The sequence below is a fragment of the Staphylococcus sp. HMSC077D08 genome (assembly GCF_001837945.1).
In the GTDB taxonomy this organism is placed as follows: Bacteria; Bacillota; Bacilli; order Staphylococcales; family Staphylococcaceae; genus Staphylococcus; species Staphylococcus epidermidis.
The window spans coordinates 83,281-105,225 of sequence record NZ_KV834757.1 but is presented as its reverse complement, the minus strand read 5'-3'; the positions used below and the strand labels follow the sequence as shown (position 1 = coordinate 105,225).

At 32.9% G+C, this 21,945-nt stretch carries 16 protein-coding genes, 1 tRNA gene, 1 other RNA gene and 1 pseudogene; 5 read left to right on the top strand and 14 right to left on the bottom strand.

What is annotated here, in order from left to right; genetic code table 11:
- Window positions 1-756: 756 nt before the first annotated feature.
- From recR to gltB, 9 genes and pseudogenes are all read right to left on the bottom strand, one after another.
- Complete coding sequence (recR, locus tag HMPREF2663_RS03665) at window positions 757-1,353, bottom strand: recombination mediator RecR (RefSeq protein WP_001829377.1); 597 nt, start codon at window positions 1,351-1,353, stop codon at window positions 757-759.
- 6 nt (window positions 1,354-1,359) lie between these two features.
- Entirely contained in the window at window positions 1,360-1,677 is a 318-nt protein-coding gene (locus HMPREF2663_RS03660) for a YbaB/EbfC family nucleoid-associated protein (protein ID WP_002447741.1), read from the bottom strand.
- 88 nt (window positions 1,678-1,765) lie between these two features.
- Window positions 1,766-3,472, bottom strand: coding sequence for a DNA polymerase III subunit gamma/tau (gene dnaX / locus HMPREF2663_RS03655; protein ID WP_002447740.1), 1,707 nt, complete (start codon window positions 3,470-3,472; stop codon window positions 1,766-1,768).
- 67 nt (window positions 3,473-3,539) lie between these two features.
- Window positions 3,540-4,070, bottom strand: coding sequence for a GNAT family N-acetyltransferase (locus HMPREF2663_RS03650; RefSeq protein ID WP_002486833.1), 531 nt, complete (start codon window positions 4,068-4,070; stop codon window positions 3,540-3,542).
- A gap of 372 nt (window positions 4,071-4,442) precedes the next feature.
- An RNA gene (gene ffs, locus HMPREF2663_RS03645) (signal recognition particle sRNA large type) lies at window positions 4,443-4,712 on the bottom strand.
- Between the two features lie 104 nt (window positions 4,713-4,816).
- Window positions 4,817-5,038, bottom strand: a pseudogene (locus HMPREF2663_RS13000) (trehalose operon repressor); the annotation flags it as partial.
- 196 nt (window positions 5,039-5,234) lie between these two features.
- Window positions 5,235-5,327: transfer RNA gene (locus tag HMPREF2663_RS03640), tRNA-Ser, on the bottom strand.
- A 62-nt stretch (window positions 5,328-5,389) separates the two neighbouring features.
- The gene (locus HMPREF2663_RS03635) at window positions 5,390-6,853 is read right to left on the bottom strand and encodes a glutamate synthase subunit beta (RefSeq protein WP_002447738.1); all 1,464 of its coding nucleotides are present in this window, start codon (window positions 6,851-6,853) and stop codon (window positions 5,390-5,392) included.
- Between the two features lie 17 nt (window positions 6,854-6,870).
- The gene (gene gltB, locus HMPREF2663_RS03630) at window positions 6,871-11,367 is read right to left on the bottom strand and encodes a glutamate synthase large subunit (RefSeq protein WP_002476178.1); all 4,497 of its coding nucleotides are present in this window, start codon (window positions 11,365-11,367) and stop codon (window positions 6,871-6,873) included.
- A 191-nt stretch (window positions 11,368-11,558) separates the two neighbouring features.
- On the opposite strand from gltB, the gene gltC reads away from it, so the two are divergent.
- From gltC to HMPREF2663_RS03615, 3 genes are all read left to right on the top strand, one after another.
- The gene (gene gltC / locus HMPREF2663_RS03625) at window positions 11,559-12,440 is read left to right on the top strand and encodes a glutamate biosynthesis transcriptional regulator GltC (protein WP_070845796.1); all 882 of its coding nucleotides are present in this window, start codon (window positions 11,559-11,561) and stop codon (window positions 12,438-12,440) included.
- A 136-nt stretch (window positions 12,441-12,576) separates the two neighbouring features.
- Window positions 12,577-13,689 (top strand): YibE/F family protein, encoded by a 1,113-nt coding sequence (locus HMPREF2663_RS03620; protein WP_002447735.1) that lies wholly within the window; start codon window positions 12,577-12,579, stop codon window positions 13,687-13,689.
- Entirely contained in the window at window positions 13,686-14,471 is a 786-nt protein-coding gene (locus HMPREF2663_RS03615) for a YibE/F family protein (protein ID WP_070845794.1), read from the top strand. The genes HMPREF2663_RS03620 and HMPREF2663_RS03615 overlap by 4 nt, the downstream gene beginning before the upstream one ends.
- A 511-nt stretch (window positions 14,472-14,982) precedes the next feature.
- Here HMPREF2663_RS03615 and HMPREF2663_RS03610 read toward each other — a convergent pair.
- Complete coding sequence (locus tag HMPREF2663_RS03610) at window positions 14,983-15,369, bottom strand: NUDIX domain-containing protein (RefSeq protein ID WP_002491706.1); 387 nt, start codon at window positions 15,367-15,369, stop codon at window positions 14,983-14,985.
- 187 nt (window positions 15,370-15,556) lie between these two features.
- Here HMPREF2663_RS03610 and HMPREF2663_RS03605 point away from each other — a divergent pair, with 187 nt between their 5' ends.
- Both HMPREF2663_RS03605 and HMPREF2663_RS03600 read left to right on the top strand, forming a co-directional pair.
- Window positions 15,557-15,835 (top strand): hypothetical protein, encoded by a 279-nt coding sequence (locus HMPREF2663_RS03605; protein WP_002458582.1) that lies wholly within the window; start codon window positions 15,557-15,559, stop codon window positions 15,833-15,835.
- A 373-nt stretch (window positions 15,836-16,208) separates the two neighbouring features.
- Complete coding sequence (locus tag HMPREF2663_RS03600) at window positions 16,209-17,714, top strand: glycosyltransferase (protein ID WP_070845792.1); 1,506 nt, start codon at window positions 16,209-16,211, stop codon at window positions 17,712-17,714.
- A gap of 126 nt (window positions 17,715-17,840) precedes the next feature.
- Here HMPREF2663_RS03600 and aae read toward each other — a convergent pair whose 3' ends face one another.
- The 4 genes from aae to HMPREF2663_RS03580 form a co-directional block, all read right to left on the bottom strand.
- Window positions 17,841-18,815 carry an autolysin/adhesin Aae gene (aae, locus tag HMPREF2663_RS03595; RefSeq protein WP_002447730.1) on the bottom strand — a complete coding sequence of 325 codons (975 nt, stop codon included), beginning with the start codon at window positions 18,813-18,815 and terminating at the stop codon, window positions 17,841-17,843.
- A 522-nt stretch (window positions 18,816-19,337) separates the two neighbouring features.
- Window positions 19,338-20,183, bottom strand: coding sequence for a dipeptide ABC transporter glycylmethionine-binding lipoprotein (gmpC, locus tag HMPREF2663_RS03590; protein ID WP_002475258.1), 846 nt, complete (start codon window positions 20,181-20,183; stop codon window positions 19,338-19,340).
- Window positions 20,184-20,226: 43 nt separating this feature from the next.
- Window positions 20,227-20,886 carry a methionine ABC transporter permease gene (locus tag HMPREF2663_RS03585; protein WP_001829353.1) on the bottom strand — a complete coding sequence of 220 codons (660 nt, stop codon included), beginning with the start codon at window positions 20,884-20,886 and terminating at the stop codon, window positions 20,227-20,229.
- Window positions 20,887-20,888: 2 nt separating this feature from the next.
- Window positions 20,889-21,914, bottom strand: coding sequence for a methionine ABC transporter ATP-binding protein (locus HMPREF2663_RS03580; protein ID WP_002490213.1), 1,026 nt, complete (start codon window positions 21,912-21,914; stop codon window positions 20,889-20,891).
- Window positions 21,915-21,945 lie beyond the last annotated feature (31 nt).

The following is a 21,945-nucleotide window of genomic DNA, read 5'->3' as shown; positions in this document are numbered from 1 at the left end:
CATATTGTCATTCAGTTTTCAATGTTCATTTTCTTACCGACAATAATTAATTATACTCTTCATAGTTGTTTAAGTCAACAACTTTTTGAAATTAATTTTAGTCGTTTATTTAATGATTAGTTAAGTTGTTTCGCTCAACAAATAAATACTATACAGACTTATCCCCGTTTTAACAACAGTAAAAATTACACTATTAAAAGATAATCAAAATCACTCCAAAGGAAAAACCGAACTTTCTTCTTGTAGAATTCAATTACAAACGTGTTATACAGAAAAATGATGGTTAAAATGAAACTAAAATGCCTATATAAACCCTATTCACAAACTTTATTTTTGTTGTTCATTTTAAAATATTTTTACTATTTTTCTATAATCATTATTTTTTTATTCCAAACACCTTACATCTTCCTTGAGGAATGAAGGGTTGATTCTTATCCTCATTAATAATAAATGTAATTATAAAAGTCTCTCCATAAACTCAATAAGTCTAAATTCTAAAAAGCTAAACAAAAATCTTATCATATTCGTTATTTCAATCCATTAACGAACCCCAACTTGCTCTGTCTGGTGAATTTCTCAGTGAAATTCTTTGTGTTGGGGCCCCGAACCCCAACTTGCTCTGCCTGGTGAATTTCTCAGTGAAATTCTCTATGTTAAAGAGCTTCATATATAAGTGTATTTAATCTTCTTCTATTTAAATATAAAGAAAGCCTAGAATATTGACTTATATCCCAGACTTTTAAGTGGTAAATATTATTACATTTCCGTTCTACCTGCAATTGCTTTAGATAAAGTCACTTCATCAGCATATTCTAAATCGCCGCCTACAGATAAACCTTGTGCCAGTCTTGTGACTTTAATCCCAATTGGCTTAACCAGCCTAGATATATACATTGCAGTAGACTCACCTTCTAGGTTAGGATTCATAGCTAATATAAGTTCTTTCACCTCATCGTTTTTGAGGCGTTCAACTAATGCAGGTATATTGATGTCTTCAGGCCCAATACCATCCATTGGTGAAATCGAACCATGAAGCACGTGATATAAACCTTTATATTCACGCATTTTTTCCATTGCTATGACATCCTTGTCATCCTCAACTACACATATGACAGAACGATCTCGCTGTTTATCTTCACATATATAACAAGGATCATTTTCTGTAATATGTCCACAAACACTACAATAGGTAAGTTCTCTTTTAACATCAACTAGTGCTTTAGCAAACTTAACAACATCGTCTTCTTTCATATCTAAAGTATGAAAAGCCAGACGTTGAGCCGTCTTTGGTCCAATGCCTGGCAGTTTCATAAAACTATCGATAAGCTTTGATATAGGTTCTGGATAATGCATATTTCATCACATTCCAGGGATGTTTAAGCCTTGAGTATGCTTACCTAAACGTTGTTGTGTTAACTCATCTGCTTTATTCATCGCTTCATTTGTAGCCGCCAATACTAAATCTTGAAGCATCTCAACATCTTCTGGATCAACAGCTTCTTCTTTAATTTCTACATCTACAACTTCTTTATGACCTGTTACAGTAACAGTCACCATACCTCCGCCTGCTGTTCCAGCAACACGTTCTTCTTTTAATTTTTCTTGTTCTTGAGCCATTTTCTTTTGCATTTTTTGCATTTGTTTCATCATTTGTTGCATATTTCCGCCACCGCGCATAATTTCATTTCCTCCTTAATAGTAAACAATTTCTATAAAAATTTAGCTTTTATTATATTATACATACCAATATATCGCTTGTCATGTATCAGTCTTCATCAACTAAATGTACAGTTTCCTCACCAAATAAGTCTTTAGCTTTTTGAGCAATATCTATTTGTTGAGACTGTTGTGTGCTTTGTTTTTCGCTTTGATGTGTTTCATTGGTGTTACGATTTTGTAAGTACTCTGCTCTCACTCTCAGCCATTGGTCAGCCGGCACTCCTACTACTTTGACAGTTTTATTAACTATATTACAAACTACACTTTCAATATTATTTCTCTTTTCATCATCTTTATTTACTATTTCACAATGAATTTCTTCATCAAATTTAACTAACACATGATCTTCACTAGCTGCTACCGGTTCTGAATTCAGTAGTAAACTAACTAAAGACTTTTTATCATTACTTTTCGCATGATCAATCACTTCTTGCCAATGGTTCTTCAATAATTTGATATCATCTTTGTTTGCTTTGTCTAATACTTTCGCTATCTGTTGCATAGAAAACGCATTTTTAGATCGTTGAATCGTGCGTGTTGGCTTCTTAGGTTGTTTATTAACTTTATTAGCTTTGATTCCTTGTTCTTTTAAGGTTTTAAGCTCATTTTCAAGTTGTTCTAAGCGTTGTAATAACATTTCATTATCTGGTTCATTAGCTACCGATGCTGTTGCTACATTTTGTACAGTTTGAGGCTGTGTCTTAATCATTTCTGCAAGTTTAACTAGTAACACTTCAAAATGAACACTTTGATTTACACTGAACCTAATGGATACTAGTGTATCATTTATGATATCTATCATCTTGTATAACATATCTAAGTCGAAATGAATAAGTGATTCAAAATGAACGGATTCGTTAGACGTTTTATTCATTATTGTATCTCTAACAAAGTAAATCATATCATTAATGAGTCTGTTGACTTCTTTACCTTCTGAAATAAAATGATGATATCTATTAAATGCAGCTTTAACATCACTTTTTACAATGTCATTAAACAACTCATTTAACGCCGCTTCATCAACACTACCTGTAACATTTAAAGCATCTTGTAAAGTAAGTCGTTCGTCTCCGAACGCTATTGCCTGGTCCATAATGCTTAATGCATCTCGCATACCACCTTCTGATGCTTTAGCAATAAATTCTAATGCTGCGTCGTCGTAATCCAAAGATTGGGAATTAGCTACATACTTAAGTCTATCTATAATTTGGTCACTGCTAATTGCTTTAAAGTCAAATCGTTGCGCTCTCGAAATAATAGTGGGTGGAATTTTATGTGGTTCTGTTGTTGCCAAGATAAATATAGCATGCGCTGGTGGTTCTTCTAATGTTTTAAGCAAAGCATTGAAAGCACCAGTAGTTAACATATGAACCTCGTCAATAATATATACTTTATACTTAGATTCACTAGGTGCGTACTTAACTTTATCTCTAATATTCCTTATTTCATCTACACCGTTATTACTTGCAGCATCAATTTCAATTACATCGTTATTCGTACCTTGTGTGATTCCTTTACAAATCGCACATTCATTACAAGGTTCACCATTGTCACTATTAAGACAATTAATAGCTTTGGCAAAAACCTTTGCAATACTCGTTTTACCCGTACCTCTCGGACCACTAAAAATATATGCATGAGATTGTTTACCTTTTGAAATTGCATTACGCAGTGTTTTAGTTACATGCGTTTGTCCAACCACATCATCAAAACTTTGCGGTCTATACATACGATACAAAGCTTGGTAATCCACCGTAGCACCTCCATTAACAATTACTCATTATTATATCACGCTCTTATATTTTCTTTTCAATTAAAAATCAATCCAGTACTTCCGGATAATACACTGTCATTCCAGACCATTCATTTTGAACCGGTTTTAGAAATTTTACTAATAATGTTTGATCATTTCGTTTTTCTTCTATATGTATATTATATAAATGAGCTGCTTCATAATCAGATTTCTCAAAGTACTGAGGATGATTATTTACAAAAATAGCACAATATCCTTGTTCTTTAGCACGTTCTTCTACAGCTTTTAACAGCGCTTGACCTAATCCTTGGTTTCGAATAGATTTATCTACTGACAGTGCACCAATGGCTAACGCTATCGCTTTTTTGTTTTTAGACGACAACTTAACCTCTGCTAACACAACGTGACCTATAACTTCATTCAATTCATTCTTAGCTATAACTTCTAATTCATAATTGTAGCTTTCAAGTTTTCTTAGATTTTTAACGCGCGCTCGATCTTGCCAACTGGATTCTGGATTTAGATTATAATTATTTTCTATACTATTTAGTGACGTTTCATAATCGACCTCTGTTAAAGTACTTAAATAAATATGCATGTATCCTCCATTATAATAAGCCATTCTATATTTCGACGTAATTTTTTTAATTAACTAGGTTTTTATTTTACAACGATATAACTTTAACAAATTATTCGTTATTAATCCATTTAATAAAAATGACTTGAAGTAAAACATCACACTTAACATCAAACATTGAAATTAATATTTAGATAAATAACTATAACGCTTCAATAATAACTACTCCAACTTTAAGATTGAAATCAATAGCTATTATATTAAGTTTAATTGTAAATAAAAAAATAGCCCTGAATGAAATTTAAATAACTTCACATCGGACTATATATCTAAGTTTCATAACCTAGACCTTTATTATCTATATAAAAATTTGCTTAAATCTAAAGTAAAAAACCATGCACCTTTGTATCGAACGCATATCATAAACGTTACCGAAGTCGACAGCTAAATCTCGGCTACCCTACGGCACATATGAGGATCCACTTAATGCTGCTTCCGTCAGGACCTGACATGGTTCATGGGTTCATATTGCATAGGACCGAAATCTTCAAACACTACGTGCTTCGGGCAGACTTCACAAAAATACGCCCTCAACAAAGGAATTAAGTCTCGCATAAAGCGGATTTCGAGTACAGGGAACCGCTACCTCCCCACCTAGCACGGTAAGAACTATATTACTATAATTCTGCCTCTCTTTGCAAGCGTAAAAATTTAATCTTCTTCGCTTTAAAAAAACACGACGATTTTTGAAACTCATTAAAATGTAATTATCGTCGTCTTAAAAATTCTGCGAACTTAAATTCTGTGGCTAAATATTTTGAAATAATATATTAAAAATATGTGGTATCTTTAAAAAAAACAGTACTTCTGACAGTAGCTGTAAAAGGTGTAAAATAATTACCAAAAATTTCGTAGTCAAAAGATAAAAAAGTTTCAAAAGTAATAGACTTACTTGAATAACTTATATCTAATTTCGAATCCTTTTCAATGATTAATTGTCTTTGAAGACGTTTCTCCTACGATCATTAATTCTTTATTTCCAAAAGCATTTAAATTTTCTGCACAATGAGTTACATTGAAAATTTATTCATATATAAAAATCACAACTACAACATAAAAAGGCAAATACTTATTAACATAAGCACTTGCCTTTGGTATCTATTAGTCTTGGAATTTAAATTCTAATGGCGGAGGAAGAGGGATTCGAACCCCCGCGGCCCGTTAAGGCCCTGTCGGTTTTCAAGACCGATCCCTTCAGCCGGACTTGGGTATTCCTCCAATTAACACAATAACAATAATATAATGACTTTAATTAAAAGTCAATATAATTATTCTTGAGTTTACACTAGAACTTTTTTACTTAAGTATTGATCAACAGACTGTGCTACTTCACGACCTTCTTTTATTGCCCAAACAACCAAGCTCTGACCTCGTCTTGCATCTCCTGCAGCAAATATTTTAGCATGACTGGTTTGATAATTTGTATCATTAGCTACAATTTTATTACGCTCGGTGTGTATATCAAACGCATGCGGAACAGTGGTTTCAGTGCCAACAAACCCTATAGATAATAAGACTAAATCAGCCGGCCAAAATCGTTCTGGTCCATCTTCCATAACCATGCCATCAGGCGTTTCTTTTAATATTTGTGTATATAAGCCTTTAACATTTCCTAACTCGTCAACATCATAGCGCATTGTTTGTACACCATAGGCTCTTGGTTCTTGACCAAATTTAGCTTCATATTCCTTATGCGCATAATCCATTTTGAAAACAGGCATTGCTAATGGCCAGGAAGTATTACTTTCAAAAGTAATCTCTTCAGGTTGCTTCGTATATTTATTAAATTGGACAATAGATTTACAGTTTTCACGTAATGCAGTCGCTACACAGTCTGCACCAGTGTCACCAGCACCAATAATAATTACATTCTTATCTTTAGCAGTAATGCTCAAACTTTCAATCTCACCATTTAGATACTGGGTTTGTTCAGTAAGATAGTCCATTGCAAAATGAATACCAGAGCCCATTCGTCCTTCTAATGGCAAATCTCTCGCATTTTGAGCACCTGTGCATAAAATAATAGCATCATAATTTTCTTCAAGTGTTTCACGGCTCACATCGACGCCAATTTCAACGCCTGTTTTAAATAAAATCCCAGCATCTTTCATAAGTGATACACGTCGACGTATTACGTCTTTATCTAGTTTCATATTTGGTATGCCATACATTAGCAAGCCACCTGGTTCATGCGCCTTTTCATAAACCGTAACTTTATAGCCTTTAAGGTTTAATTCTTCAGCTGCTGTAAGTCCCGCTGGGCCACTACCTACGATAGCAACTCGTTGGTCCTTACGCTCTTCAGGATATGCGGGATGAACCCACTTGTTCTCATATGCTTCGTCAATAATTGTACGTTCAATACCTTTAATCGCCACGGATTCTCTATTAATTTTCATAACACATGATTGCTCACATGGTGCTGGACAAACTCTTCCTGTAAATTCAGGAAAATTATTCGTCTCTCTCAATCTTTCGTAAGCAGCTTTAAAATCTTGATGATAGACTAAGTCGTTCCACTCAGGTATATAATTACCAATAGGGCATCCTATTGTTTCTCTTCCATAAGATTGACCAGTTTGACAAAAAGGTGTTCCACAATCCATACAGCGAGCACCCTGAATCGAAGCATCTTCTTTAGTGAAGCGTTGTTGAAACGCTTCATGATTCGAAAGACGGTCTACCAAAGACAATTCTGATAGCGACTGTTTATCATATTTCATAAATCCTTTAAATTCGCCCATGATAATCCCCCACTTCTTTAATAAATGACTGCTGGCTGTAACTCTTGTTCAATTGTTTCTCTATCATCATAAAACGCTGCCAGTGTTGCTTCATCTTCACGTTCCATTTGACGTTTTTTCAAATCAATTTTTTGCATCATTAATTTGTAATCTTTTGGAATAACTTTAATTGCTAACTTTTCAATATTGTCAAATTGGTCGAGTATTTGGCGTGCTTTATTACTACGTGTATGCTTAAAATGTGCTTCGAGCATGTCTTTGATAAGGGATTTTTCCTCATCAAAACGTATACTACTGAATTCTAAAGTTTCAAGCGCATTAACCTTTTTAAATGTCTCCACGTCAGAAGGGAAAATATAACTTACGCCCCCGCTCATACCTTGGCCAAAGTTCTTTCCTACATCTCCTAAGATAATGACATGTCCCCCTGTCATATATTCAAGTCCATGATCACCAATACCTTCTACCACAACATCTGCGCCACTATTTCTAATACAGAAACGCTCACCAGCTTTACCATTGATAAACGCTTTACCTCTAGAAGCCCCGTAAAAGTTTACATTTCCTGCTATAATTTCATTTTCACGCTGACTATTTGGAGCATTTACGATGACAGTTCCACCGGACAATCCTTTACCTACATAATCATTAGCATCACCGGTATGATGAATTGTTAATCCGCGTGGTGCATATGCAGCTAAGCTTTGACCTGCATGACCTTCAGTGTAAGCAAGTATCGTATCTTCAGGCAATCCTTCTTCTCCATATTGTTTAGCTATCGCACTACCTGTAATTACACCTACATCTCGCTGTTCATTATTAACAACATAATTTCCGGTAAAAGAGTGCCCGTTTTCAATGCTATAGCGTGCGTCAGGGTACAGATAATTCAAATCGAATCCTTCATCAAGATGATGATTTTGTGATATCTCTTTCGTATTAACACCGTCAAATTGTTCAATTAAACGTTCTATTTGAAGAGACGCTGCTTTACTATTTGGTTTCAATTGCGTCGAACGTTGAAGAAGATCTGTTCTCCCTACTAACTCTTCTACTGTTTCTAAACCAAGTGAAGCCAAAATTTCACGTAATTCTTCAGCTATAAAATACATAAAGTTAACTACATGCTGTGCCTTACCTCTAAACAAAGCTCTCAAATCTTTGTTTTGTGTTGCAACCCCTACTGGACACGTATCGTTATGACAAACTCTCATCATAATACACCCCAAAACAACAAGTGGTGCTGTTGCGAAACCAAATTCTTCTGCACCGAGCGCACAAGCATAAGCTACATCTTTACCTGTTAGTAACTTACCATCCGTTTCTAATTTTACACGACTACGCAAATCATTTAATTTAAGTGTTTGATGTGTTTCGGCAAGGCCTATCTCCCATGGCAAACCTGCATGTTGAATACTTGTTTTAGGCGATGCACCTGTACCTCCATCATAACCACTTATAACAATTTTATCGGCGAAAGCTTTAGCTACCCCTGAAGCTATAGTTCCAACGCCAGTTTTAGATACAAGTTTAACTGCAATATCAGCTCTTCTATTTGCATTTTTTAAATCATGAATGAGCTGTGCTAAGTCCTCAATTGAATAAATATCATGGTGTGGTGGTGGTGAAATTAATCCTATACCTGGTGTCGAACCTCTAGTCTCAGCAATCCATGGATATACTTTTGAACCTGGTAGTTGTCCACCTTCCCCTGGTTTAGCGCCTTGTGCAACTTTAATTTGAATTTCTTTTGCATGTTGCAAGTAATCACTCGTCACCCCAAAACGACCTGATGCAACTTGCTTAATTGCACTTATCTTATTACTTCCATCCTTTTGAATTTCGTAACGTGAAGAATCTTCACCACCTTCTCCACTATTGCTTTTACCTCCAATTTGATTCATAGCTTGAGCCAAAGTCTCATGTGCTTCTGCTGAGATAGAGCCGTAACTCATAGCTCCCGTATTAAAACGTTTCACAATTTCACTTGCTGGTTCAACACGACTAATATCAATAGATTGACGTGTCTTGAATTCTAATAAATGTCTAATATGATCCGTACGTTTTAAATTTACAGCTTTGGAGAATTTTTTAAATAACTCGTAATCATTTTCTCTACATGCATGCTGCAATAAAAAAATCGTACGAGGATTAAATGCATGATGCTGACCTTGTTGTCTCCATTGGAATACACTTCCGGATTCAAGATAATCAGAATCATCACTTTGTCTCGCTTTATTCTCTTGGTCTATTTGTTCAATACTTATACCAGATAATTTTGACTGTGTACCTGTAAAATATTTTTCTATGACGCTATTCGATAAACCTACCGCTTCAAATATCTGTGCTCCTTGATAACTTTGTACGGTAGAAATGCCCATTTTAGCCATCACTTTAATAACGCCTTCTGACAATACATTGGTATACGTAGCAACATTTTCAGCGACGTTTCCTGAAAGTTGACCTTGACGCGTTAATTGTTCAATCGTTCGTTGCGCTAAATATGGAACTACAGCGTTTGCACCATAACCAAGTAAACATGCAACATGATGAACTTCTCGTGTTTCACCGGACTGCGCAATGAGGCTGGTCTCCATTCTTAATCCTTCTCGAATTAATAATTGATGCACGTGACTTAATGCTAATAAAATTGGCATTGCATAACTATTTTCGTGAGTTAACGACGTATCGTCTAACACCAAAATTTTCGCCCCTTCATGTACAGCCTGTATTGCTCGGTTCCCTAGTTCAGTTAAGCTACTTTCCAAATCATCTGTATAAAGTGTAGATAAATACGTTACATTAAAATACGAATGATCGATTGATGATAATTGCGCTTCATTTAAAACTGGTTTTTTTAATTGAATTCTTTCTAAAACTGATTCATCAGGACATAAAAGGTTCCCTTCTGAACCTAAATATGAAAGTTCACTCGTTACAATCTTTTCTCGATAAGCATCGATGGGTGGATTGGTAACTTGTGCAAATAATTGTTTAAAATAATTAAATAGCGACTCAGGCTTATCATTAAGAACTGCAATAGGTGCATCATATCCCATCGCTCCAATGGGATCTTTTTTATTGATGACTAAATCTGTCATATATTTATTGATATCTTCTTTAGTGTAAGCAAATTGTTTCTGTAAGCGGAAGAGTGTTTGATCATCCCAGTCGGAAGATTGGTAATAAATATTATCTAAATCATTTTGATTTTTATAATCTTTTAGCCATTGTTCGTAGGGCAACTCATTAGCAATATTAGTTTTTAGCTCATTATTTTCTACAACCTTATTTTGTAAAAAGTCTACAAGTAATAACTTCCCAGGATTAAGTTGTCCTTTAAATGCTACATTTTCTTCCGGAACATCAATGACACCTACTTCGGAAGAAAAAACAATAAAATTATCTTTAGTTATTGTATAACGCCCAGGTCTTAATCCATTTCTATCAGTCAATGCACCTATCTTATCTCCATTGCAAAAGGAAATCATAGTTGGTCCATCCCATGGCTCCATTAAATAACTATAAAATTCATAGAAAGAACGAACTTTTTTATCGTTAGATTCATTGTATAACCATGGTTCTGGAATTAATAACATCGCTGCTTTTTCAGGCTCCATTGCTAATGATAAGAACTCTAACGCATTATCAACTATTGATGAGTCACTACCATCTTCATCAACAATAAAATGCACCTTATCTTTCTCATCTTCAAATAATGTTTCAACTAGTTTATTTTGGCGTGCTCGCATCCAGTTTACGTTACCCTTAATGGTATTAATTTCACCATTGTGCATAAGCATTCGATTGGGATGTGCACGTTTCCAACTTGGAAATGTATTAGTACTAAAGCGGGAGTGTACAAGTCCTAATTTTGATTGATATGCCTCATTTTGTAGGTCTAAATATAAGCCTTTAATTTGATCTGAACGTAACCAACCTTTATAAACAATCGTTCTATGAGAGAGACTTGTGAAATATAAATCTATGGATTGTGTTTCACTATATTTTTCAATTTGTTTTCTTGCTAAAAACAATCGTTTTTCAACTTCATTTACACCTGTGATGTCAACAAATACTTGTTGAATATAAGGCATAGTATCTGCAACATGTTGAGCAATAGCGCGAGTATCTACTGGCACATCTCTATATCCAATGACTTTAAAACCTTCACTTTCAAAATATTGATTAAACATCTCTTCGTGAATTGAATCTCTAACTTTCTCTTTAGAAAAAAATAATCCCACAGCATAATATCCTTCGCCGGGAACTTTGAATTCTGTTAATTGTTCGAACAATTGGTATGGTATCTCCGTCATAATTCCAGCACCATCACCAGTAATACCGTCGGCACCTACTCCACCACGATGATCTAACCGTCTTAACATTTCTAAAGATTTTTCTATAATATCGTGAGATCTTTTATTATCCATATTGGCATAAAATCCAATACCACACGCATCATGCTCTTCACGATAATCGTATAGTCCCTTTTTTAATTTCTCATTGTACATGATGCACACTCCCTTATTAGAATTTTCTGACAATTTTGTTTGATAGTAATAACTATAATGTAATTTATTTATCTGTTCAATATATAAATTAGATTAAATTCATCTAATTATTAGAACGATTCCAAAAAATACTGATATACTAGGTTTAGAATAAGACAGTATTTATTTTATTGAATGGAGGGAAATCAACTATGGATATAAAACAACTTAGATACTTTGTAGAGGTTGCACGTCGAGAGCATATTTCAGATGCAGCATTAGAACTAAACATTGCACAGTCTGCGATTAGTCGTCAAATCACTCAACTCGAAAAAGAATTGGGGGTGACATTATTTAAAAGAAGTGGTAGAAATATCATATTAACTGTTGAAGGTAGACAGTTACTCTCACAGGCAACTCAAATACTAGAATTAATGGATAAAACCATTCACTCATTTCAACAACACGCATCACATAATCAACAGATAATTTATATTGGATATGAAGAAAGTGATGCCTCTCAAATGATTCTTCCCCTAATTCAAACATTTGAACAACAAAGTAACAGTACCATGATTCCGCAACTTACAATACATGATAAATTATTAGATCAAATTCTTTCCAATCAGTTGGATATTGCAATCACTGAATTTACTCCTGTGTTAGAACGGGAAACACATTTACGCGTCATGCCTTTATTTGAAGAAAATTATCATATGTATGTACCCAAATCACATCCGCTAGCTATGACTATACATCCCCCGCTATCTCAATTTACAAATCAATCACTATACTGTCTCGAACCAATGACAAACTCTATAAAAAGTAAATTGATTGAAAAGACTAAAGCACAAGTACGAATGATTTCAGATATGAAACTCGCGCAACATATTTTGAGTAATGATAAGGGATTTATTATTTCTAGTCAAAATTGTTTACTATATAATCACGTAAATTGGACTAAAATCCCTTTAAATCATACAGAATTAAAACGAACGCTATGTGTAGTTATGCGAAAAGATAACAAGAAAAACGACATCAATGTAGCATGGGATTTAATTTACACATTATTAAATAAATCTACTATATATTAATTATTCATCTTATCTTTGTAAAACTTTATCACTCTTCGACATCAACATTTCATTGATAACTTTTTGAGTTCAATCATAAAAGGTCGTATAATCGCTATATCAATATGATTATTAAGTTGAGAATTGAGGTTTTAAGATGCAATCCAAGAATTTTTTAAAAATACCTTTTACTTGGATGATGATAATCTTTAGTTGCCTATTTTTAGGTACGTTAATATTCACGTTTTTTAACGATAGATTTTATAATATGCCTATAGGTCAAATCACTCAAATTACTGATATCCAATCACAAAAGGTAACAGACGAGCACAAAAATAAAGATATTAAATACAAAGAGAAGCTAACATTCAAGATTCTAAATGGTGAATTCAAGGGGCAAACAACGACGATTCCCCACCAATATGTGAAATCTCAAGCTGATTCAGAATCATTTTCCAAAAATGACAAAGTTGTTTTACATATTTCTAAAAATCCTAAAGACGCAACGATTATAGAGAAAAAACGAGATACTATTGTTGTCATAATAACCGGCTTATTTTTACTTACTGTTTTAGTCGTAGGAAAAAAAGTAGGACTTCAATCTATATTATCACTTATCGTTAATACTATTACCGTTATGGGAGCTATTTTAATACATAATCAATATGGGACTATAAGTTTATTCTTATTGATGACTTGTGCCATTATCATTTCCACTTCTTTCACTTTGCTACTTGTAACAGGTTGGCATACCCGAACCTTAATTACTATTGTAAGTACGCTGATTGGTACGTTCTTATGTGTTGGAATTACCGAAGTCATCATCAAATTTACTGGGGGAAATGGAATAAAATACGAAACAATCACTTTCCTTACTCTCCCTCCTAAAGATGTCTTTCTAGCTTCCGTACTAATAGGTACACTTGGAGCAGTGATGGATGTTTCTATTACCATTGCAAGTGGGATGTATGAAATTTTACAACGTAGCCCTCAAATATCAATGAAACGTTGGGCTCTTGCCGGAAGACATATCGGTCAGGATATAATGGGAACAATGACTAACATACTACTCTTTTCATATCTATCTGGTAGCTTACCTATGTTTCTAATTTATTTAAAAAATGCTAACACTATTACTTATACTATTTCGATGAATTGGTCATTAGAAATTGCTCGAGCATTAACTGGTGGGATAGGCATCGTTTTAACTATTCCTATAACAATTGCTTTAATGGAACTATGGCTTAAACTGCGAGGTGTTAATCAATGAGTGCAATTACTATTTTAGGTTTCTTATTTTTGTTGATAATGGTTATTTTCGGAGGTAAAAAAGGACTCATTTCTTTTTTTACTTTGTTTTTAAACTTTAGCATTCTTGTAATAAGTATTCTTTTAATTATATATGGTGTACCAATCTATCTTGTCACATTTATATTTTGCTTTATCATAGCCGCAGTTAATTTATTTGTATTAAATAGTTATAACGTCAAAACACAAGCAGCTTTTCTAGGTACTTTAGCAACAATACTTATATTAATACTCATGATATACTTTTCAGTTGAGATGGGTCACTTACAAGGTTTTGCAACCGAACAGCAGGATGAAACATATGTGTATTCAATGAATATTGGTATTAATATGGTACAGTTTATGGTATTTACAATTGTTCTTGCAGTGATAACCGCAGTCATTGATTTAGCAATAACAATTAGTTCCCCTATGTATGAACTATATGAGACTAACCCTAATTTAAATCAGCATCAATTATTTCAGTCTGGTATGCGCGTGGGTAGAGAGATATTAGCAACTTCAGCCAATACCATTTATTTAGCATTTTTCGGAGGACAATTAACTTTATTCTTCTGGTTCTTTAAATTACATTATTCATTTGGACACATCATTAATTCGAAAATATTCACACAGGAATTTATAACTATTTTACTAGGTGGCATCGCCGTTGCAATTAGCATTCCCATTACTGCATGGATTACAGCATTTATGATTAAACATGTCAGTCAAAAGAAGACTCTTACGAATCAACAAAATAAATAAAATATTCCCACCGCCTTTAAATAATTATAGCGAGCGTTTATGATCAAACAGTTTAACTTAATTATTATATGGCGATGGGATGTTTAATATTATTCTTAATGTATAGACCTAATTTAAAGTAATTGCATTTTTAATAAATATTCGTCATGTTCTTATTTTTAATATTTGATAGTGTACGTAAATTCTTTAACCCATGAAAAAATATATATCATCTGTGTAACAACTTACTCATTTTTCGCCGACAACTTATCCTCAACATTAACTTTCTATAATGCATCATCAAAATAGTATAGCAAACAGGAGTTTTCATATACTGTCTAGCCATTAATCTTTCCACTCAGAAAGATTCAGTCATCTATGTACCTGCACAACTAGGTTAGTCTAATGGATTCTATGATGAGTACGGTTTAAATACTTAATTAACGATCTTTCATAAACTTGATATTATCAAAACTTCACATCAATAGAAATTGAGTTGCGTAATATGATGTTAATATTTAACTCCTATCTATTAATGATTGATAAATTCCTTAATCCAACTATTTACTGCAGGCGCTATATTTTCACTGTCATTGATATCGAACCATTTCATGTCAGTAATTTCATGATCGGTTTCAACTTTTGACCAATCTATAGCTCGATTAACTTTGAATCCATTAAGTTCAGTCAACATATTAGGTTGTGGATAGGCTTCTCCGACAATAGTTCCAATAAATTCTAGTTCATCTTTAGCTAATTCTAAGCGCAATTCTTCCTTCAATTCTCTTTGTAAAGCTTCCACAAGACTCTCACCCTCATCAATTTTACCACCCGGGAAATAATACTTATCTCTATGTCGAACTTGTACAAGTAGTAACTGATGATTCTTTTCTTCAACTAAGCAAACACATTTAATCATTCATCAATTCATCCCTATTCATAATAAATATCTTCAATTTCATACTTATATTTAGTATTATGTTATCATAAATAAGTTACTACATGATTTAACTAAACTACTTTTAATTGAAAATATGACATTTAACCATACATTCGAATATTTTATTCTTCAAAATAAGTATGGTATACGGAGGGAATCATTATTTATGGCTAAACAAGCAAACACTTCACGTTTATCAAGATTATTCAACGTAGCAGGATTCATTGTAGATGGTTATAACGGGATTCGCTATAATGCTAAGAATAAACAACTTGTCTATTTATCATTAGGTCTAAGCGCACTAGGAACAATCATTGATTTTTACATTTCTATTAAATCCGCATCTAAACTTCGTAAGTTAAGTGCACTTGGATCATTTGCAATCAACGGGGTACGCTTATTTACAAGTTTTAAAAAAGTTAGAGATGAATATGACTATCACTAAACAAATTAAAACTGATAATTAAATTTTTTGAGAAAAAATAAGTTGCCAAACATTAAAATATATTCTTATGAGATGACTAGTTTTAAAATATCGTTTTAATCATTTTTAAACTAGTCATCTTAAAGTAAGGGGTGAGGAGATGAAGAGTTTAAAAATTCTTCCTTACCTCTTTTTTATTTTAAACAAATTAAACAATTATAAAATAGTGTGACAAAGCATTGCATTTAATACTAATCACCAACACGGTTATATAGTACAAATACTGAATAGTTATTAAAATTCTTGTATTTTTCATAAAAGTGTTTATCATGAGTAATTAACAATTTATAAAACTTATCTAATAATTTAAGTTTGAAATAAAGGAGAATTAATTATGATATACACAGTAACAACCACCCTCCCATTATCCCATGGTGGTAGGACTCAAGCTTTACTCAGACGAATTAAACTGTTAGATGAAGAATTTAAAATTCCAAGTAAAATTCTCACCACTAATTATCATGGTAATTATCCTAGTATTTATAAAAAATACAGACAAGAAAACAAAGTTACAGAAAATATACAATTCGAAAATATGTATGAATGGTTATCAAATTTCAAACTTTTTAAAGTCCCAAAAACATTGATTACTAGGAATCCAAAATACATTAAAACACCTAGAAAGATTAAAGGACTTATTGATAGGCGAGGAAAAAAGAGTGGTCTTATTCATTATTATAATAATGAATGTCATGTGAGATCTCGAAAGTATTATGGACAGTCTAATGTTCTTGAATATGAGGACTTCATTTCTCCCACATCAGGATTGAAATATGAGCGCCATCAATATAATTTATACGGCCAACTTCATAGAAAAGAATATTATTATGATGACTCTTCTTTAAAACATAGTGACGAATTATTTGATACTGAGGGCTCTATGTACTGCAAGAGATATTTTAAAACTAAACCAAACAGCAAAATTAATGGCGTAGAAATATATAGAAATAAAAAACTTTATAAGACCTTTAAAAATGATAAATTATTAGCTCAGTTTTATTTTCAGAATAGATTCAAAGATCAAGATATCGTCTTTAATGATGCTCGATTTTTAGATAAGCCATTACTTAAGCAAACGCACCAAACAAAAAACATTCTTGTTTTACATAGCTCGCATTTATCAGGGGACCAAATAAAAAAATCATATCGATTTGCTTTAAATCAATCAAAAAATGTTTATAAGTATATTGTTCTCACTCACCAACAAAAGCACGATATACAGCAACATTTCCCTATAAGTGACGACCAATTTCAACTAGTACCACATTTTATCGAATTAGATACAGAGGTAGAACAAGATTCCTCAAACAATCAAAATCGCTTTATATATATAGGACGTTTTAGCGCAGAGAAACAGATTGATCATATTATTAGAGCTTATCACAAGTTTTTGCAAAGTGGTTACCAAACAGAATTACATTTATTTGGTAGAGATGAAGATAATCAAATTCCATTGATGAATACTTTGATTTCAGAATTAAAATTATCGGATAAAGTTAAAATATTTAAATATACCAATCAACCTTTACAAGAATTTAAGAATTCTAAAGCCTCTCTACTTACAAGTCAATATGAGGGATTTGGCTTAACACTAATGGAAAGTATAGAAATGGGGTGTCCAGTCCTATCTTATAACGTTCGTTACGGTCCAAGTGAAATTATTCAAAACGGAATAAATGGCTATCTCATTGAAAAAAATGATATTGATAGTTTATCAAAACATATGATTAACATCATTGAGCACCCACTACAAGAAGTGAAAAATAAAGACACTTTAAAATATAACGCCGCAGTGAATAATTACAAACAACTTATGCAAAGCTTAGACTTATTAAAATAGTCACTTTTTCCGATATTATAAAGATTTGGTAGCATCTTTATAAAACTATAAATAAGCCCATCGATGATTCTTAATCCAATCATCAATGGGCTTAATTTGATAGTTATATATTGTTAAACAATTTTCTTAATGAATAAATTTGTAATTTCTCACTTGATAAGCTGGAATTGTTCTATATGTCATATTTCCAGGAGCTGCACTCCAGTTCATTTCTGAAACTAAAATACTTCCATCGCTATTCACGCGCTCTACAAACGCTACGTGACCATAGTAACCAGCGTCAGTTTGTGCAATTGAGCCTACTGTAGGACGATAATCAATAGTATATCCATCAGCAGCTGATGCATTGTCCCAATTATTTGCATTCCACCAGTATGTACTGATACCTTTTCCTATTTCAGCACGTCTATTAAATACGTGCCATGTACATTGTCCCCAAGTATACAAGTTTTGATGGTTAAAAGTTGGTGAATAATAGCCACCATTTGATCTAGTATTATTAGAAGATGAGCTACTAGAACTACCACCAGGCACTTTTAACTTCTGTCCAGGATAGATAAAGAAATTAGTTAGTCCATTTAATTGCATAATTTTTTGATATGTTGTCCCATATTTACTAGCAATTGCAGATAGTGAATCTCCATATTTAACAGTATATGTTGCAGTACGACCACTAGACCCACTAGCTTTTGTACGACTGGAACTCGTCGCTTTACCAGAAACTTTCAACTTTTGTCCGGGGAAAATAAGATAGTTATTTAACCCATTAAGTTGCATGATTTTTTGATACGTTGTACCGTATTTTGCAGCAATAGAAGATAATGAATCTCCAGCTTTAACTGTGTAAACTGTGCCACTATTTGTTGACGTTGCTCTTGAAGATGAGCCTGATACTTTCAATACTTGATTAGGGAATATTAAATTGGAAGTCAATCCATTAAGTGATTTTAATTTAGCAATACTAATCCCATATTTGTGGGAAATTGACCATACAGATTCTCCACTTTTTACTGTATGCGTTGTTGCAGCTTGTGCATGAGTTGATGCCAATGCGCTAAGGGCAGTTGTTCCTATAATGGCAGTAATATATTTTTTTTGCACTTGAAATCCTCCTCTACTTTAGTTTTGCTTATTCGCGTTTTAACAATACAAAGATATTATACTCTTTAATTATGTATAGCATGTTTGCTTTAGATGACATTCTGATTACAAATATTATTTTAAATAAAAAATAGGGCTACGCTCAAACATATTTGCATTTATCCAATTTAATACATTTTGCAGTCAATTACAATGTCTTTTTTATTACAAATATTATTAATATGGTTTCGCTCCTTATATTTACAATTTCGAATATAATATTTTTTCTATTTTCAAATTAATATTAAATAGACAGACGCTTATTTCTAGATTCTAAATTCAACATTTTGAATAAAAAAAGAAGTAGGAATAGAATTCGCTATGGATTCTTTATCCCACTTCAAAAAGGTGAAATGCCATGAAAGATATAGAAATATATCTTCAACTTTGTCATTAACTATAAAATTGTTTTGCAACCAACACATATAACTGGAATTCTAGACTGAAAGTTTCTATAAGATGAATGTGCGCTAAAACTTTATATTATTTTTTTGCCAACTCATTTTCGATTTCTTTGATTTCCTTTTTAGAAAGATCTACTGGTTTTTCACCGTCTTTAGTGTCTTCTTTTAATGCTTTTTGAGCTTCTTTTGAATGATAAAGTTCTATAATTTTTTTGTAGGTTTTATTATCTTTGTCTTTAGAGTTGACAGCTACAACATTAATATATGGTTTTACTGCATCTGAACTTGCTTTTTCCAAATAAATAGGATCCTTTTTAGCATCTTTTCCTGCTTTTGTTGCAACACCGTTATTGATAACTGATATATCCACATCAGAAAGTGCACGCGCTGTTTGTTGTGCATCAACAGCTTTAATTTTTAAATCTTTAGGATTACTTTCAATATCTTTTGTTGTTCCGTTTAATCCAAAGTTCTTCTTAAGCTTAATTAAACCTGCAGATTCTAATAACTTAAGTGCTCGAGCTTGGTTAGATACATCATTCGGAATAGCAACTTGCGCACCTTTTTTAACATCTTTAATGTTCTTAACTTTATCTGAATAAATACCTAATGGAGCTAATACAGTAGTGCTAAGTGCTTCAATATTGGTATCTTTATGAGCTTTTTTATATTGATCTAAAAAAGCAAAGTGTTGGAAGGCATTTAAATCGATATCCCCGTCACTAAGCGCTTTGTTCGGAACATTGTAATCTGAAAAGTGCTTGATTTCTAAATCAATATCATCTTTTTTAGCTAATTCTTTAACTTTTTCCCAAGCCTTCGTGTCGTTGGATGCAACACCTATGGTTACCTTTTTACTATTATTACCACCACATGCTGCTAAAACTAAAATTGCAATGATTAAAAAACTTAAAATCTTTTTCATTAATGAATTCCCCCTAAATATTTATAAAACCCTTACTAGTATTTTAATTTCTACGGATAACCCTAGCGATAAAGTTACCTAACGTTTGTATAATTTGAACAATAATAATAAGTACAATGACTGTAATCACAATAACAATGGTATCGAACCGTTGATAACCATACACTAAAGCCAAATCACCTATACCGCCACCACCAACAGCACCAGCCATTGCTGTACTACCGATGAGACCAATAATAGCTGTAGTTATAGCTAGAATTAATGAACCAAGTGCTTCCGGCAATAAAAAATAACGTATAATTTGAAGAGGTGATGCACCCATTGCTTTAGCTGCCTCAATAATCCCGTCATCGACTTCCAGTAATGAATTTTCTACTAAGCGTGCGATATAAGGTGCTACATAAACCGTGAGTGGTACTATGGCTGCTGTTGTACCGATAGATGTGCCAACTAGCAATTTAGTAAAAGGCACTATGGCTATTAATAAAATTATGAACGGAATTGATCTTAAAATATTAATGATAGGATTTAATACTTGATGCAATATCGTATTCGACCATATACCGTTTTTTCTAGTTACCACCAACAAGATGCCAAGAGGTATACCAATCAAAGCACCGATTACAAGCGATACTGTCACCATATACAATGTTTCGTATAGAGCTTGTAATAATTGAGATGAATCTAAACTTGAACCAAACATATTTATATAACCTCCTCATACCGAATATGTCGTTTTGAAAGGTAATCAGTAAGTTTAAAATCATTAAAAGACTCATCATGCTCAAATCTCAACCACAAATAACAAACCGTTTCATCTTGTATTTCTGACATAGAAGAAAATAATACGTTAACGTTAAGATGATGCTCGTTGATAAGCTCATTCAATATTGGCAATTGAATTTGTTCGGAGTCTAAAAACAGTTTATAATCTGTGAAATTTGAATCCTTTCTCGAGTTAAAAGAGGCTCGTAACTCTTTTGAAGGCTCAGTGTTAATCACCGTCGAAACGAAATTTTTTGCAGTGTTCGTTTGTGGATGACTAAAGACATCTTTAACTGTCCCCATTTCTATCACTTCGCCATTTTCCATGACAGCTACACGATGACAAATTTTTTGAATTACGCTCATTTCATGTGTAATCATCATAATCGTCACACCAAATGTTCGATTCACATTACTTAATAAATTTAAAATTGAGCTTGTAGTAGCTGGATCTAGAGCACTTGTCGCTTCATCACATAATAATATTTTAGGATGCGTTACTAATGCTCTTGCGATGGCAACACGTTGTTTTTGTCCACCTGATAGTTCATCTGGAAATTGATCTTTTTTATCAGCAAGCCCTACAAATTCTAACATTTCGTCAACTTTTTCCTTAATTTCTTTCTTATTTGTCTTACTTAAAATAAGTGGCATTGCAACATTTTTATAGACTGATTTAGAATTAAGCAAATTGAAATGTTGAAAGATCATACCGATATCTTTTTTAATATGACGCAAATCTTTTTCTTTATATGTATCAATCTCATGACCATCAACAATAACTTGACCATCTGATACTGTCTCAAGTTGATTGACTAACCGAACTAATGTACTCTTACCAGCACCACTATAGCCAATCACACCAAAAATATCATGTTGGTCGATCTTAAATGATACATTTTTCAAAGCTTGAATAGTTTCTCTTTTTTTGTGAAAAACTTTGTTAACATTTTTGAATTCAATCACCTAATCTCTCCCTCCGATTTCCGATTAAAAT